The sequence below is a fragment of the Pseudomonas sp. PA-7-1E genome (assembly GCF_021605325.1).
Lineage (GTDB): Bacteria > Pseudomonadota > Gammaproteobacteria > Pseudomonadales > Pseudomonadaceae > Aquipseudomonas > Aquipseudomonas fluorescens_BV.
In genome coordinates this window covers 38,975-53,611 of the sequence record NZ_WKFA01000011.1, presented here as the reverse complement: position 1 = coordinate 53,611, position 14,637 = coordinate 38,975, and the positions used below count along the sequence as shown (strand labels likewise).

Here is a 14,637-nt window from a genome sequence, read left to right as displayed (position 1 = left end):
TTGAGGTCATGGAAGGAGTTTACGATGCTGGAGATAAAACGTGCCACGCCGGATGACGCCGAGCGTGCGTTCGAAATTCGACGCGAGGCCATTCGCGGTCAATGCGTTGGCGCCTACAGCGCTGAGCAAATGGCGCTCTGGACCCGAGGTCACGCCAGCGATGGCTACAGCGTGTTGATGGAAAAACAGTTCTACATGGGCTGGCTGAATGACGAGCCTGTCGCCACCGGTATGCTCGATCTTGCCGACGGTGAAATAGGGGCCTTGTTTGTATTGCCCGCTTACATGGGGCAAGGCCTTGGCAAGGCAATGCTTGCTCATCTGGAATGCGTGGCACGCCAGCAAGCGATTGAACAGGTTGTGCTGGATGCGACCTTGAATGCGGTAAGTTTTTATAGAGCGTGCGGGTATGTAGGCGATGAGCAAGCGGTGTATCGCTCTCCGTCCGGGTTGGTGCTGGCGTGTGTGCCGATGGTGAAGCGGCTGCGGGTTATGAGCCCCGCTTGAATGCAGCGCGCAATTGCTCGATCACCTGCGCCACCCCTGGCCCTTGAACCTGCGGCGGGGTTAGGCTCTCGCCAAACTCTCGCCATACAAACAGGGTCAGTTCAGCGCCATCGGTCAGGGGTTCGAGGGGTGGCGTACCGAAAGCGTACAGCGAGCGGTAGCGTTCGTCCTGCCAGAACGCTCGCTCCACCCAGTCATAGACAGGAATGAAGTGAAAGTGCAGCGGGAAACCCGGCATATGTCCGTAGCGGCTGATATATAGCCACTTCGGCTGGAGCTGGGCTTGCATCACTCGTTGGATGTTGGCGAGCAAACCGCCCATTTCGGCCAGTGCGGCTTCTGGCATGTCAGCGAGGGAGTCAACCGGTACCTTGGCGCCAAGCATCAGGTAGCCCGGCAGCTTCGACGCTAGGTGGTGGTTGAGCTGCCAGTGCTCGGTCTGGTGAAGGATGAAGGCCGGGTCGATGTGCATACGCGCGCGTCCGTGTGGGCGGGAGCGCCAGGATAACAAAACTGCGGGCTTGCTCGCGAAGGCGGCCTGATAGCCGACCAGATGTCAGATCAGACCGCGTACATATCCGTTATGCAGGTAACGGCCACCTAGGGTTCCGCAATGGCGGCGGCTCACTTTGCAAAAGCGGCAAATCAAGCAAAACGCTCTTGCCCCACTACTCGGCACCTCGTTAGCGGGGCCCTATCGCCCTGCTTAGCCGCCGGCCACTGGACTGCGCCAGTCGTCCGAACCGGACGTCCCGGCGACCTCGTGAGTCCAGATGATCTTGCGATAGCTGAAGTGCACGTCCTCCAGATGGGTGAAGTGGGCGTTGTCGGGGTCCTGGCAGTTGGGCATGCGCGATTGGATGTCCACGATGGTCGCGCCTTCCAGTTCAATGGTGAAGTAGTGCTCCAGGGTCCCGGAAGAAGAGTTGCGCAGCCATTCCAGCCGGCAGGACACTTCTTCGCCGGTAGTCAGGGCGCTGAACAGCAAGGGTGAGGATTTATCGAAAACCTTGCTGATCATCAGCGGTTTGTGCACGCGCTGACCGGTTGGCTGGCCGGATTGCGGGTCGCGAGGAATGATCACCTGGTGAGCAAATGCTTGTACCAGTATCTGGTCCTCATGACCTTCCTGATAAATGCTGCCTACCGAGTCCTGAGTAAATGTGCCTGCCGTAATCAAACCTTGTTTGACACCGGTGATGGAGAGATACGCGGGTGTTGGCATGACGGGTTTCCTTGCCTGATTGAGTAGGTATTGCCGAACAGCAAAAGCGCTGAAGGGGCAGAGGCCTATAACAAGAAGCGTGCCTGAAAGTATGAAAACCAATGAAATAAAGACCAAGGCGGCTCTGTGTTCGTTTGTTGAGAGCTTATTGTCGAGCGGTAGGTGGATTTCAGCGCAATTAGTTTCACGCCTGCGCGCACTTAGTTGCTCATGCCCTATAAGTTGTAAATGCGCGGCTGTCGGAGATAAAGCGTGGATTTTTCGATGAAGAGGTGCGCAAATAGTTGCGCATTCCTTTATTTGTTGGGTGTGTAGGACGTTTCTTAAGTTCCGTTCCGTTACTTGCTGATTGTTTTTGTCGTGGCTAAGGTTCACTCACTTCGATGAGTTTTTAATGGAAGTTCAAGGGCGTTTCGACAATGGCGTTAAGTCCTCCTATTTACCTCGGACGGATGTGTGCAACTCAAAATGGCTTATTCAGAAGAACTTTATGTTCATTACCGCAAGCTTGCACGGACAGCATGTTGCTCAAGCAGTTTTGTTGGTAGTGACGTGCGTTTTTCGAGCGAGTTTGAAGCGCTGGAGGCCGAGCTTGGCAAAGCCCAGTCTATCCATGTTGCGGGCCAGCCGGATTGGCAGAAGGTCAGCGAAATCAGCGAGCATTTGCTGCGTGATCACTCCAAGGATCTACGCGTCGCCGTCTGGTTGGTCTGGGCCCTGTATCAACGTGATTCATTTGCCGGATTGCTGGCCGGTCTCGGTTTGCTGCGTGACCTGTGTGAACTCCATTGGGAGCAGGTTTACCCTGGCAAGCTACGAACCCGTGCTGCGGCGTTTGGCTGGCTGGTGTCGCGCCTTGAGCAAGCGTTTGCACTCAACCCGTCGCTCAGCGATCAACGGCCTTTATTCCAGGCCCTGTTGGAACACCTGGCATGTCTCGACCAGCTATGGGGCGAACAACTTGGAAGCGATGCACCTTTGCTGCTGCCGATTCGCCGGCAATTGTCGGAGCGCTTGGCGCAGGGTGTATCCGAACCTGGCGGTGTAGCGACCGTCATCGCCCAGGTCAAGCAGACGACCCAGTTGCTGAGTCCCGGGCAACCGATCAATAACGAAAAAGACGCGCACAGACTGCTGCGCACTTTACAGGAGCAGGCCCGCCCGTTATGTGCCTGGTGGTTGCGCCAGGACGCAACCGACCTGCGTGCCTTGCGCCTGGGTCGAACCTTGGCGTGGTTGATGCTCGTCAATTATCCCGACGCCAACAGTGAGCGAGTAACGGCGTTGCGCCCGTTGGTCGCGGACAAGCGCAAGCGCTATCAAGAGCGTCTCAGCCAAGGCCATCACGCCGATCTGTTGCCTGAGCTTGAGGTAAGCCTGGCGGGTGCGTTGTTCTGGTTGGATGGTTTGCGCATGGTCTGGGAGTGCCTGGACGCCTTGCATGCAAACCTGGCCATGACTGAACTGGAGATGCATTTGGCTCTGCTGCTGCAGCGCCTGCCGCACCTGCCTGAATATCGGTTCAACGACGGCACCCCCTTTGCCGACCCTGCGACAGGTGAGTGGATCGCGCTGCATGTGATGCGTCACGTGCACAAGCCCGAGCCCTCCCATGTTGTCGCCGACAGTCACACGCAGCCCTGGGAGACCACATTGCAAGCGGTGATGCCTTGCCTGCGAAAGGACGGCCTCAAGGCAGCAGTGGCCGTACTCAAGCAAGGGCTGCAGGCGGCGTGCGGTGATCGAGCGCGCTTTCATTGGCGCCTGGCGCTGGCCAGGTTGTGCGTGGCGGCTGGCAAGCATGAGCTGGCCAGGCTTCAGCTGGAAGAACTCGACCTTCAATTACAGCGCACAGGTCTGGAAAGTTGGGAGCCGGCGCTGACCTTGCAAGTCGGCAAGCTTCTGTACCGCTGCTATGAGCTGTTGCCACAAACCCAGCCCATATGCGACTGCAAAGACGCACTGCATCGCAGGTTGTGCCATTTCGATCTTGAAGCAGTACTTGAATAGCGCCTCATCAAAAAGGAAAAGCACCATGGCCAAAGACGGTTCGGTAGCCCCCAAGGAACGTATCAATATTACTTTCAAACCCGCTGTCGGTGGGGCCCAGGAAGAAGTCGAGCTGCCGTTGAAGCTGCTGGTGCTGGGAGATTTTTCCCAGCGTGCGGACCATCGCAAACTCGAGGATCGCAAGCCCATCGGTATCGACAAGCACACCTTTGACGAGGTGTTGGCCAAGCAAGCCTTGAGCCTGACGCTGAGCGTACCCAATCGCCTGCAGGATACCGCTGATGTGGAGGAGTTGCCGATCCAGGTGCAGATCAACGTCATGAGGGACTTCAACCCCGCAAACCTGGTCGAGCAGATCCCGGCGTTGCAAAAGCTGATGGCATTGCGTGAAGCCCTGGTGGCGCTCAAGGGGCCGCTGGGGAACACGCCGAACTTTCGCAAGGCTATCGAGCAGGCATTGGCCAATGACGACTCCCGCGCTCGAGTCCTGGCCGAACTGGGGCTGGACAGCCCTCAAGCATTGCCGTTTCAGTAAAGGGACACTGACACCATGAACACGATTGAACACAGCTCGAAACTCGTACAAACCACCGAAACCTGCAGCATCCTCGATAACATCATTGCCCAGACCTTGCTCAGTGCCGACGACGAGGCTTACGGCATCGCCAAGCGCGGCGTGTCGGCGTTCATTGCAGAGCTGGTGAAGCCACATAACTGTGATGAGCCGGTAAAGAAACACCTGGTCGACCGCATGATTGCCGAGATCGATACCAAGCTCAGCCAGCAAATGGATGAAATCCTGCACCATCCGGACTTCCAGGCACTGGAGGCTTCCTGGCGAGGCTTGCAGTTGCTGGTCGAGCGCACCAATTTTCGCGAAAACATCAAGATCGAGCTCTTGAATGTCTCGCGCCAGGACCTCCTGGACGACTTCGAAGACTCATCGGAGATCACCCAGTCCGGGCTTTACAAACATGTCTACAGTGCTGAATACGGCCAGTTCGGCGGACAGCCGGTGGGCGCAATCATTGCCAACTACTTTCTCTCGCCCAACGCACCCGACGTGAAGCTGATGCAGTACGCATCCAGCGTCGCCAGCATGGCCCACGCGCCTTTTATCGCCGCTGCCGGGCCCGGGTTCTTCGGTTTGGAAAGTTTCACCGGGCTGCCGGACCTGAAGGATCTGCGAGATCATTTCGAAGGTCCGCAATTTGCCAAGTGGCAAAGTTTCCGGCAGAGCGAAGACGCCCGTTATATCGGCCTTACCGTACCGCGCTTTCTGTTGCGTACCCCGTATGACCCCCTTGAGTATCCAGTCAAGACCTTTGCCTACCAGGAGAATGTGGTTAATAGCCACGAGCATTACTTGTGGGGCAATACCGCGTATGCCTTTGCCACCCGCCTGACCGACAGCTTTGCGCGATTTCGCTGGTGCCCGAACATTATCGGCCCGCAAAGCGGCGGAGCGGTCGAGGACCTCCCGCTGCATCACTTCCAGAGCATGGGCGAGATCGAAACCAAAATTCCTACCGAGGTGCTGGTATCGGACCGACGCGAATACGAGTTGGCACAAGAAGGTTTCATCGCCTTGACCATGCGCAAAGGCAGCGATAACGCGGCGTTCTTTTCCGCCAGCTCCGTGCAGAAGCCAAAATCCTTTGGTATCAGTGAGGAGGGCAGGGCCGCAGAGCTGAATTACCGGCTGGGCACCCAATTGCCTTACATGATGGTAGTCAACCGCTTGGCGCACTACCTCAAAGTGCTGCAGCGCGAGCAGTTGGGCGCATGGAAAGAGCGCACAGACCTGGAGCTGGAACTCAACAAGTGGATTCGCCAGTACGTGGCGGACCAGGAAAATCCTAGTGCCGAGGTACGTGGGCGGCGCCCGTTGCGAGCTGCACGCATTGTCGTCAGTGATGTCGATGGCGAACCTGGCTGGTACCGGGTCAACCTGACTGTGCGCCCGCATTTCAAGTACATGGGGGCAGATTTCACTTTGTCCCTGGTCGGTAAGCTGGATAAAGAATGAGCAGAGGCTACGGCATGCCAGAGCACGGCAGCCTTTTCGAACGCCTCGAATGCGGTGCGTCGCCCCCGGAGGGCGGGGCGGCGTCCATTGCTGCCCATCTGGGGAAAATGCTCAGCACTCGCGCGGGTAGTGTCAAGACATTGCCTGATTATGGGCTGCCGGACCTCAATGACATGCGGCTTAGCTTGCATGAGTCCTTGAGCCAGTCGCGTCTACATATCGAGCGCTTTATCCAGGCCTATGAACCGCGGTTGACGAATGCACGTGTCAGGCTGTTGCCGGGGGCGCGTGAATCCCTGGAGTTGGCGTTTGCCATCGAGGCTGAGCGGGCCATTGACGGCATCCTGCAGCCCGTGGTGTTCCACGCCCGCCTCACGGATGCCGGGCGGGTTGAGGTTTTTACCGATGACGCTTGACCGATATTTTCAAAGCGAACTCAGTGCCCTGCGCCAACTGGGCAGGCGTTTTTCAGAGCGCAATCCCGCCCTGGCGCCGTTTCTCGCCGAGGCTGGCCAGGACCCGGATGTCGAACGCTTGCTGGAGGGTTTTGCCTTTTTGACCGCGCGCCTGCGCCAGAAGCTGGATGACGAACTGCCGGAGTTGACGCATTCGTTGATGCACTTGCTCTGGCCTCATTACATGCGGCCGATACCGGCCTTCAGCATCCTGCAATTCGATCCGTTGAAACGCGCTGGTCCCGGTGTTCGAGTGGGTCGGGACACCGCCGTGGAAAGCGCCACCATCCACGGCGAGCGTTGCCGGTTCCGTACATGCTACGCCACCGATGTCATGCCCCTGCAACTCAGTGGCCTGGAATACCGGAGCCAGGGCGAAGGGGCCCGTCTGGATTTGCACCTGAGCATGAGTGTCGCAGGTAACTTCAGCGAGTTGGCATTTGATTCACTGCGCTTGCACCTGGCCGGAGATCCTTATGTCAGTCAGGGCCTGTATCTGAACCTGTTGCGTCATCTCGATGGGATCTGCCTGCTGTTACTGGATCACGACGGTATGCCGATCATCGCCAGCGATGGCATGCCCGTGATGCTACGGCTCGCTGCTGACCAGGTTCGGCCGGTGGGATTCTCCAAGGAGCAGGCGTTGATTCCTTATCCGCAGAATGCCCTGGGGGGTTATCGACACCTGCAGGAGTACTTTGCTTTTCCCGAGAAGTACCTGTTTGTCGACGTTGAAGGTCTGAGTGTGCTGCACACGCTGTCTCACGAGCTGCTCCGGCAGGCGCATGGCATGGTAATGCGCTTTGAACATCGCACTCACGGCCGTGAACCTCAGCGTCCCACCCTGGACAACATAAAGTTGTATTGCACGCCCATCGTCAACCTGTTCAAGCAGGATGCGATTCCTATTCGCCTGGATGGAAAGCAGGATGAGTACCTCTTGGTGCCCGGGGAATATACGCCGGGTAATGCCAGCGTCTTTTCCGTGGATCAGGTCACTGGGTGGCGCCCCGGTGGCTTGGGCTATCAAACCTACGTGCCGTTCGAGTCGTTTGAGCATGACTGCGACACTGAGCCCCTGGCGGCACCGCCCAGCTACAGCATTCGCCAACGCTCGTCGGTTCAACATGCCGGGCTCGATACCTGGATGGGGTTTGGCAACCGCCGCGAACGGGGCCATGAAACCTTGTCGGTCGAACTGACCTGTACTAATTGCAACCTGCCGCGCCAACTGCGTGCGGGTGATATCAATCTGCCCGGTGAGCAGACGCCGGAGTCGTTGACGTTCCGCAACATCACCGCGCCAACGGCGAGCTTCGCACCACCACTGGACCAAGACTATCTGTGGAAGCTCATCAGCAACATGTCGCTCAACTATTTGTCGTTGACCGATATCAATGCCTTGAAAGTGATTCTGGAGTCCTACGATTTGTCGCGTTATTACGATCGCCAGGCCCTGAAGGTCAGCCAGAAAAGACTGGGCGCCTTGCTCTCCATCCGCCAAGAGCCAGTGGATCGCCTGCACCGCGGGCTGCCCATCCGAGGCGTGCGGATCGATCTGACGGTCGATTCCCAGGGCTTTGTTGGCCAGGGCGACCTGTTTGTATTCGCTTGCGTTCTAAATGAGTTTTTTGCGCTTTATGCCAGCCTCAATTCGTATCACGAGTTGCGGGTCATCAGCACACAAGGAGACGTGTATCTATGGCCATCCCAGATGGGACAGCAACCCCAGCTCTGACTCAACTTTGTCGCGTTATCCGTGAGTTCACGTTGTTTCAGGCGGTTCTGCAGGTTATCGAGCATTTGCGCGAGGCCCATCCGCTTTTAGATGACGACGCGCTGTACGACCAGTTGGAGTTCCAGGCCAACCCTGGTCTCGGGTTTGCCGCGCACGATATTGACCGGGTGGAGTTCTTTATGGAACAGGGCCAATTGCGCGCACGCCTGCGTCTGAATGTGTTGGGGTTATTCGGTGCGGGGTCACCACTGCCCGCGTTTTATGGTGAGCAGGCATTCGCCGAGCGCTCGGGTGGCAACCCGACTCGGGATTTCCTCGACCTGTTCCACCATCGGCTGCACCGGCTGATGCTGCCGATCTGGCGCAAGTACCGCTATCGGGCGTGTTTCCGGGCAGGTGCCAACGATAGGTTTTCCGAGCAGATGTTTGCCTTGATAGGGCTGGGCGCAGCTGCGATACGGGGCGTTTGCCAAGTCGATTGCAAGCGCTTGCTGCCTTACCTTGGCTTGCTGAGTTTACGGGGGCATTCGGCGGCGTTGATCGAGTCGGTCCTGCGTTACTACTTCATGCACGAGGCGTTGTTTCTAGAGCAATGGGTTGCACGTACGGTCGAGGTCTGCCAGACGCAGCGCAATCATCTGGGGCGGGCCAATAGTGCTCTTGGCGATGACCTGGTTCTGGGGCACCGCATCGCTGACCGCAGTGGCAAGTTCAGGGTGCATGTCCGGGCGCTGTGCTGGGAGCGTTTCCACGATTTTCTGCCCACCGGAAGTGCCTACCAACCACTGCGTTCGCTGGTGCGCCTGACCCTGCGGGACCCCTTGGACTACGACCTGAGCCTGATGTTGGCGCAGGGCCAGATCAAGGCCTTGCATATTGGTGAGAACACAGTTTGCCGCCTGGGCTGGACCACTTGGCTGGCGCATGAACAGGCCGATGGCGTGGTCACGCTGACCCACAATTCATCAGGGATTAATGACCATGACTAATGCGGACCTGCAACAACTGATCGGCGCGCTGTCGGCAAGACCGACACAGTGCTGGCCCTGGCGTGTTTCGACGAGTGCAGCCCATGACCGATAACCTGCTTGGTAAAGAGGCCGACCCGCTGGTTTATGTCGACGCGCTGTCTGCCTGTTTCACACGCTTGGGGTTCGAGCGCGATGAACATTCGTTACTTGAAGGATGCGTTACCGGGGCGGCACGGCTGAGCCAGTGTGAGCTCAGCCAATTGTATCTGCTGGACGAAGTGACCGGCCGGCTTGAACTGACCGCTCAACATATGGCCCAGATACCATCGCTCTCCGTTGCGCCTGCGTGTCCCGATCAGTCCCACCAAGGGCTGCTGCACGCAACCTTGAACCAGGGCTCCGTCCTGAGTCTGGAGGATGTGCAAGACAGTGGGTATGACACCCGCTTCCTCCCGGCAATGGCGATACCCTGGCGTGCGCTATTGATCGTGCCGCTGCTCAGCCGATGCAAACGTATGACCGGTGTGCTGGTCTTCGCCCGCCAGCAGTCGGTCCAGTTGCGAGTCTACGCCTCATCCTTGGGGCATTTGGGCAGCTTCGCCTTGAATCAGTTACTCGCACTGCGCGATATCCAGCCCATCGTTGGCACAAAGCGCAGATGCGACAAACCGTTGGCTGGAACATATGGCTTGATTGGCACCAGTGCGGCAATGGAGCAGGCGTGCCGGCTGATCAGTAAAGTGCTGCACACGTCTTATACCGTGCTGCTGCACGGTGAGACCGGCACTGGCAAGGAAGTGGTGGCCCGCGCCATCCATGCCGCCGGGCCGCGCAAGGCCAAGGCCTTTGTCGTGCAGAACTGCGCAGCGTTCCCGGAAGGGTTGCTTGAAAGCGAACTGTTCGGCTACCGAAAAGGCGCGTTCACTGGCGCCGAGCGCAATCACGCGGGGCTGTTCGACGCTGCGCATGGCGGTACGTTGCTGCTGGATGAGATCGGCGATATGCCGCTGTCACTGCAAGCCAAGTTGCTGCGGGTACTGCAGGAGGGCGAGGTTCGCCCACTGGGCGCCAGTGCAGCCCATAAGGTTGATGTCCGCATCATTGCTGCCACCCATCGCGACCTCGCGGCGATGGTTGCCGAGGGGCGCTTTCGCGAGGATCTCTATTATCGGCTTGCTCAGTTTCCCATCACTCTACCGGCCCTGCGCGAGCGAGACGGCGATGTACAGCAACTGGCGCGCTATTTCACGGACAAGGTTTGCGAAGCGCTGAAAAGGTCACCTGTCGATTGGTCGAATACCGCCCTTGATCAACTTTCCAGCCACAGCTTCCCCGGCAACATACGCGAGCTCAAATGCCTGGTGGAGCGCGCCGTGCTGTTGTGTGACGACAGCGTGATCCGACCGGAGCATCTGGCGCTGCCAATGACACTGACGCCAGCCGCTACCGATGAAGCGACCCTGCGCCAGCGCATGGAGCGAGTGGAGCGCACGTTTTTGCTCGATTGCCTGCACAAGAATCGCGGTAATCGCACCCGTACGGCACGGGAGCTAGGGGTTGCCCGGCGTACGCTGCTCTACCGTCTTGCCCGCTTGAACATTCCCTTTGGCGATGCCAGGGAAGAACGCTGAATGACGCACCTTATTTTCACTATGGGAGAAAGCCGATGCCTGATCGTCCATGGCACATCGTCGTGCTTGTACTGTTTTTGCTGGGTGGCTGTAACGCCAACTATGTATTCGATGACGCTGAGTACCATCCTGTGGGTGACCCACAGGCGATCACTCGTGGCCGCTGAATGGAGGGTCATGAAGATGCAGCTTGTGTTTGAGATCTGCGCGCCCGAGAGCGAAAAGAACGTGCCCCTGGACCGCAAAGTGTTTGACGTGAGTGGTGGCGTGATCGGCCGCGGCTCGGAATGTGATTGGGTAATACCTGACGCCAGCCGCGTGCTCTCCAGCCACCATGGACTGGTCGCCTACCGCGAGGGCCGCTATTTCCTCACGGATATCAGCCGCAACGGAATCAGGGTGGCAGGGAGTCATGAGCGCCTGCGCAAGGGGCACGCGCGATTGATCAGTGATGGCGAAGTGTTCGAGCTGGGAGCGTTGGCGATACGTGCGCGCTTGCTGGAGCCACCGCAACCTGCTGGCGGCTTGCAGGCCGCCTCGGCAGTAACGATCCCTGAAGACGCCTTCCTCTCGCTGGGCCCTTCGCATCAGTTGGACGTTGATTGCCGTATGCATGCCTTTTCGCAGGATCTGGAGGCATTGAACGAGTCCGCCGATGAGCAGCAAGTGTGGACGGATCGCTACGGGGCTGACCGGGAGCACGTGGTCTTCCCACGTCGGGAAGAACCCGCGGTAGAGGTTGCTACGGTACAGGCAGCGATGACTGTGCCGACTGATGACGAGTTCTGGCCACAATTTGCAGCAGCCTTGGGCCTGGACCTGAATACGCTCGATCAACCGGGTCGGCAAGCACTGGCGATCAAGGTGGCGCGCTTATTTCGCCTGACGATCGAAGGGTTGCAACAAAGTTTGCGCACCCGTGACGAATTGAATAACGAGTTGGATACAGCGCCGTTCGGCAGCCATGGTGTGGGCCTTAATCCCTTGAAAGCGTGTAGCGACATCGATGCTGCGGTAGCTGCGATGTTGGATATAAGTGCGTTAGGCCAGATGCCCGCTGTACGGGCTATCACCCAGGCTCACCGGGAACTGCAAGCGCATCAGGTCGCACTGTTGGCCGCCTGTCGAAGCACCTTGCGCAACGCCCGTGCGGCCTTTGAGCCCAGCTATCTGTTGGGATGCTTCGAGTCCTCGGGCAAGTCGGTCGGGTTTTTCTCGGATGGTGGGCATTGGCGTGCGTACCAGCGTCATTACCAGCGTCTGGTGGCGCAAGAGCGATTGAGTGATCGTCCTTTGGGGGGCGACTTCGCCAAGGCCTATGAGGAGCAGGTGCGCCTGATCTCCAGCCTGCATATTGATTTTCCAGGATAATGCTCATGTACCGAGTCACCCTTGCTTTGCTGTTGCTCATGTTCGGGCTATTGACAGGTTGCAGCGCCGCCTCGCCTTTTTCTAAGCTGACCAAGCTAGACATGGCGCTGACCGCCAGTGAACTCGTCAACCCGGATCTGCATGGCCGCCCCTCGCCAGTTGTGGTGCAGTTGATTGAACTGCGCCAGGGCGTCGCTTTTGAACATGCCGACTTCTTCGGTCTGTATGGCAATGCGCAGCAGACGCTGTCCAAGGACTGGGTAAACAGCGACGAACTTGAATTGCGCCCTGGGGACCGCCTGGGGCTCAAGCTTCGTATCGGACCTGACAGTCGTTTCGTGGGGGTGCTGGCGGCTTATCGAGACCTGCCCAATGTCCAGTGGCGGCTACTGATCCCGCTGACCGTGCAACAACGTAACCGTGCTGATCTGGTATTGGATCAGACCGGTATACGCGTTGCTGGCTCACTCGCCGGCCTGAAGGCGCAGTGACATGCAGGCTCAGAAAGTTATCTGGCAAGAAGGCATGCTGTTGCGGCCACAGCACTTGCAGCACAACGACCGTTATTATCATCAACAACTCACCCAGACGCGCTTGTTGGGCAGTGATACCTGGGGCTTGCTCACGCTGGAACTCAATTTGCAGTACCTCAAGCTGGGCAAGCTGGTGGTCAACCAGGCCAGCGGCGTTTTGCCGGACGGTAGCCTGTTTGAGTTGAGCCCCGGCATGGAACCTCTGGTGTTGCAGGTACCCACCGACACGGGCAGACAAGGCGTTTTCCTGGCGCTCCCGTTGGCCAGTGGCAGTCACCTTGAAGTTCGCCAGCCAGGACAGAGTGATGTGCTGGCACGCTACGTCAGCTGCGAAGTGGAAGTGGGAGATGCCAATGCGGGTGTGGATACGCGTTGCCGGATCAACTGCGCACGTCCCGACTTACGTCTTCTGTTGGGCGAACACCCGCATGACGAGCACTTCGTCAAACTCAAGATCGCCCAGGTACTGGACGCCACCGACGAGGGGGGAGTGAACCTGGATACAACGTTCATCCCTACGTTCATTTTCGTGCAGGAGCATGGGTACGTGGCGTCGTGTCTCAAGGAGGTGATCGGCCTGCTTGTCAGCAGGGGCGATGCCATCGCTGCACGTATTCGTGGCGAGAGCACGACCGCAGGCACACAAATCGCTGACTTCCTGATGCTGCAAGTAATCAATCGTACCGAGCTGGAGCTGCGCCACTGCCTGAGCCAGGCTCGGGTGCGGCCCGAAGCAGTGTTCCGTGCGCTGGTGTCCCTGCTCGGTGAGTTATCAACGTTCGCCAGTGACAGTAAGCGTGCGCAGTTGAACGTTCATTACCAACACGGTGATCAGGGCGCCAGTTTTCGTGGGCTGATGGAGCAGGTGCGCTTGGTGCTGTCTGTGGTGTTGGAGCAACAGGCGATCAAGTTGGCTTTGCAGCCGCGCCAATATGGCGTCCTGGTATGCCCAGTCAGCGAGTTGAAATTGCTTGGTACGGCCACCTTCATTTTGGCGGCCACTGCGCAGTGTGAGGCGCAGGAACTGCGCCAGCGTCTGCCGGCACACCTGAAAGTCGCGCCGGTTGAGCGCATACGTGAATTGGTCAACCTGCACTTGGCCGGTATCAAGGTCACGTCGTTGCCAGTGGCGCCGCGACAGATTCCATTTCACGCCGGCAAGACCTACTTCATGCTCGATATGAGCGCTCGTGATATCGCACAACTGGAGCAGTCAGGTGGTTTCGCTTTCCACGTAGGAGGTGAGTTCACCGGGCTTGAACTTGACTTCTGGGCCATCAGGAATTGAACGCCATGGAAAGTGAATGCACTCAAGATGAAAAAACCGTCTTGCTTGACCGGGAAAGTCATGGGCCTGCCCAAGGACCATTAACGGACTTCCCGTCGCCGCCGCGTTATGAGCAGTTGGAAGATCGGATGATCTACGCCGGCCTCAGGCTCGATACGCAAAGCTTCCAGGTTGGGCTCAACCCTATAGTCGACGCAGCCTGGGCGGTATTGTCCGAGGTTGTAGGGCTCAGGCGCTGCTCTGGCCGTGAAAGTTGGGACACGCTCAACGAGCGGTTGTCGTTGGCTGTCAATCAATTTGAAACCCACGCTTTGCAGGGCGGCGTGGAAAGCAGCCAGATAATATCGGCGCGTTATGTGTTGTGCAGTGTGATTGACGAGGCGGTCTTGATAACTCCGTGGGGGGCGCAGAGCGAGTGGTCGAAAAAGAGCCTGTTGAGCCGCTTTCATAACGAAACCTTCGGGGGCGAAAAAGTTTTCCAACTGCTGGAGCGGCTGTCGCGCGACCCCCTCAAGCACCTGGCGATGCTGGAGCTTTTGTACCTGTGTCTATCTTTGGGGTTCGAGGGCAAATACCGGGTCATGGAGCGGGGCGCGTCACAACTTGAGGCTGTTCGTGATGCCTTGTATCGCCAGATCAGGCATGTACGTGGGGAACCGCTGAAGGCGCCGCTACTGCCTGCCATACAGGGGAAGGACCCGCACAAGCGGATCCGTGTCATTCCCGTCACCTGGTGTGTGGCATTCACCCTGAGCTGTTTGTTGGCTCTGTATACAGGATTTGCCTGGGTACTGAGCAAGGAACGATCGAATGCACTGCAACCCCTTCAATTCTCGGCGTCGGACCTGATTCGTACGCCCTTGTAAACGCTGGAGCAAT

The 14,637-nt window shown here is 58.1% G+C and carries 15 protein-coding genes; 13 read left to right on the top strand and 2 right to left on the bottom strand.

The genetic code is table 11. From position 1 onward, the window contains the following. Window positions 1–24: 24 nt before the first annotated feature. Window positions 25–507 carry a GNAT family N-acetyltransferase gene (locus GIW79_RS09915; RefSeq protein ID WP_236454450.1) on the top strand — a complete coding sequence of 161 codons (483 nt, stop codon included), beginning with the start codon at window positions 25–27 and terminating at the stop codon, window positions 505–507. Here the strand turns inward: GIW79_RS09915 and GIW79_RS09910 are convergent. Beyond that, complete coding sequence (locus GIW79_RS09910; protein WP_236454447.1) at window positions 491–979, bottom strand: HIT family protein; 489 nt, start codon at window positions 977–979, stop codon at window positions 491–493. The two genes, GIW79_RS09915 and GIW79_RS09910, sit on opposite strands and share 17 nt — an antisense overlap. A gap of 234 nt (window positions 980–1,213) precedes the next feature. Next, window positions 1,214–1,732, bottom strand: coding sequence for an Hcp family type VI secretion system effector (locus tag GIW79_RS09905; RefSeq protein WP_034126109.1), 519 nt, complete (start codon window positions 1,730–1,732; stop codon window positions 1,214–1,216). Window positions 1,733–2,200: 468 nt separating this feature from the next. Between GIW79_RS09905 and tssA the strand changes: the two genes are divergently transcribed. From tssA to icmH, 12 genes are all read left to right on the top strand, one after another. Next, window positions 2,201–3,742, top strand: coding sequence for a type VI secretion system protein TssA (gene tssA / locus GIW79_RS09900; protein WP_236454444.1), 1,542 nt, complete (start codon window positions 2,201–2,203; stop codon window positions 3,740–3,742). A gap of 25 nt (window positions 3,743–3,767) precedes the next feature. Then, window positions 3,768–4,277 (top strand): type VI secretion system contractile sheath small subunit, encoded by a 510-nt coding sequence (tssB, locus tag GIW79_RS09895; RefSeq protein ID WP_054898526.1) that lies wholly within the window; start codon window positions 3,768–3,770, stop codon window positions 4,275–4,277. Between the two features lie 15 nt (window positions 4,278–4,292). Further along, entirely contained in the window at window positions 4,293–5,771 is a 1,479-nt protein-coding gene (gene tssC, locus GIW79_RS09890; protein WP_054898527.1) for a type VI secretion system contractile sheath large subunit, read from the top strand. 14 nt (window positions 5,772–5,785) lie between these two features. After that, complete coding sequence (gene tssE / locus GIW79_RS09885) at window positions 5,786–6,187, top strand: type VI secretion system baseplate subunit TssE (protein WP_054898539.1); 402 nt, start codon at window positions 5,786–5,788, stop codon at window positions 6,185–6,187. Beyond that, window positions 6,177–7,964 carry a type VI secretion system baseplate subunit TssF gene (gene tssF / locus GIW79_RS09880; protein ID WP_054898528.1) on the top strand — a complete coding sequence of 596 codons (1,788 nt, stop codon included), beginning with the start codon at window positions 6,177–6,179 and terminating at the stop codon, window positions 7,962–7,964. The genes tssE and tssF overlap by 11 nt, the downstream gene beginning before the upstream one ends. Continuing rightward, complete coding sequence (gene tssG / locus GIW79_RS09875) at window positions 7,928–8,953, top strand: type VI secretion system baseplate subunit TssG (protein WP_236454441.1); 1,026 nt, start codon at window positions 7,928–7,930, stop codon at window positions 8,951–8,953. Before tssF ends, tssG begins: the two co-directional genes overlap by 37 nt. 83 nt (window positions 8,954–9,036) lie before the next feature. Then, a complete protein-coding gene (locus GIW79_RS09870; protein WP_236454437.1) occupies window positions 9,037–10,566 on the top strand; it encodes a sigma-54-dependent Fis family transcriptional regulator in 1,530 nt (509 codons plus the stop codon). A 35-nt stretch (window positions 10,567–10,601) separates the two neighbouring features. Continuing rightward, entirely contained in the window at window positions 10,602–10,733 is a 132-nt protein-coding gene (locus GIW79_RS09865; RefSeq protein WP_034126102.1) for a hypothetical protein, read from the top strand. A gap of 10 nt (window positions 10,734–10,743) precedes the next feature. Next, window positions 10,744–11,937, top strand: coding sequence for a type VI secretion system-associated FHA domain protein TagH (gene tagH, locus GIW79_RS09860; protein WP_236454434.1), 1,194 nt, complete (start codon window positions 10,744–10,746; stop codon window positions 11,935–11,937). A gap of 5 nt (window positions 11,938–11,942) precedes the next feature. Then, window positions 11,943–12,428 carry a type VI secretion system lipoprotein TssJ gene (gene tssJ / locus GIW79_RS09855; RefSeq protein WP_236454430.1) on the top strand — a complete coding sequence of 162 codons (486 nt, stop codon included), beginning with the start codon at window positions 11,943–11,945 and terminating at the stop codon, window positions 12,426–12,428. Between the two features lies 1 nt (window position 12,429). After that, window positions 12,430–13,758, top strand: a complete 1,329-nt coding sequence (tssK, locus tag GIW79_RS09850; RefSeq protein WP_054898532.1) for a type VI secretion system baseplate subunit TssK — start codon at window positions 12,430–12,432, stop codon at window positions 13,756–13,758. Between the two features lie 5 nt (window positions 13,759–13,763). Next, window positions 13,764–14,624: a type IVB secretion system protein IcmH/DotU gene (gene icmH, locus GIW79_RS09845; RefSeq protein WP_054898533.1), complete on the top strand. Its 861-nt coding sequence runs from the start codon at window positions 13,764–13,766 to the stop codon at window positions 14,622–14,624. Window positions 14,625–14,637: the final 13 nt, after the last annotated feature.

What these genes read in the sequence shown, in the direction of transcription:
- tssA (WP_236454444.1), top strand. Translation starts at nt 2,201, where the DNA reads ATGGCTTATTCAGAAGAACTTTATGTTCATTACCGCAAGCTTGCACGG.
- tssF (WP_054898528.1), top strand. Translation starts at nt 6,177, where the DNA reads ATGACGCTTGACCGATATTTTCAAAGCGAACTCAGTGCCCTGCGCCAA.
- tssJ (WP_236454430.1), top strand. Translation starts at nt 11,943, where the DNA reads ATGTACCGAGTCACCCTTGCTTTGCTGTTGCTCATGTTCGGGCTATTG.
- tssE (WP_054898539.1), top strand. Translation starts at nt 5,786, where the DNA reads ATGCCAGAGCACGGCAGCCTTTTCGAACGCCTCGAATGCGGTGCGTCG.
- GIW79_RS09870 (WP_236454437.1), top strand. Translation starts at nt 9,037, where the DNA reads ATGACCGATAACCTGCTTGGTAAAGAGGCCGACCCGCTGGTTTATGTC.
- icmH (WP_054898533.1), top strand. Translation starts at nt 13,764, where the DNA reads ATGGAAAGTGAATGCACTCAAGATGAAAAAACCGTCTTGCTTGACCGG.
- tssK (WP_054898532.1), top strand. Translation starts at nt 12,430, where the DNA reads ATGCAGGCTCAGAAAGTTATCTGGCAAGAAGGCATGCTGTTGCGGCCA.
- GIW79_RS09905 (WP_034126109.1), bottom strand. Translation starts at nt 1,732, where the DNA reads ATGCCAACACCCGCGTATCTCTCCATCACCGGTGTCAAACAAGGTTTG.
- GIW79_RS09915 (WP_236454450.1), top strand. Translation starts at nt 25, where the DNA reads ATGCTGGAGATAAAACGTGCCACGCCGGATGACGCCGAGCGTGCGTTC.
- tssC (WP_054898527.1), top strand. Translation starts at nt 4,293, where the DNA reads ATGAACACGATTGAACACAGCTCGAAACTCGTACAAACCACCGAAACC.
- tagH (WP_236454434.1), top strand. Translation starts at nt 10,744, where the DNA reads ATGAAGATGCAGCTTGTGTTTGAGATCTGCGCGCCCGAGAGCGAAAAG.
- GIW79_RS09865 (WP_034126102.1), top strand. Translation starts at nt 10,602, where the DNA reads ATGCCTGATCGTCCATGGCACATCGTCGTGCTTGTACTGTTTTTGCTG.
- tssB (WP_054898526.1), top strand. Translation starts at nt 3,768, where the DNA reads ATGGCCAAAGACGGTTCGGTAGCCCCCAAGGAACGTATCAATATTACT.
- GIW79_RS09910 (WP_236454447.1), bottom strand. Translation starts at nt 979, where the DNA reads ATGCACATCGACCCGGCCTTCATCCTTCACCAGACCGAGCACTGGCAG.
- tssG (WP_236454441.1), top strand. Translation starts at nt 7,928, where the DNA reads ATGGCCATCCCAGATGGGACAGCAACCCCAGCTCTGACTCAACTTTGT.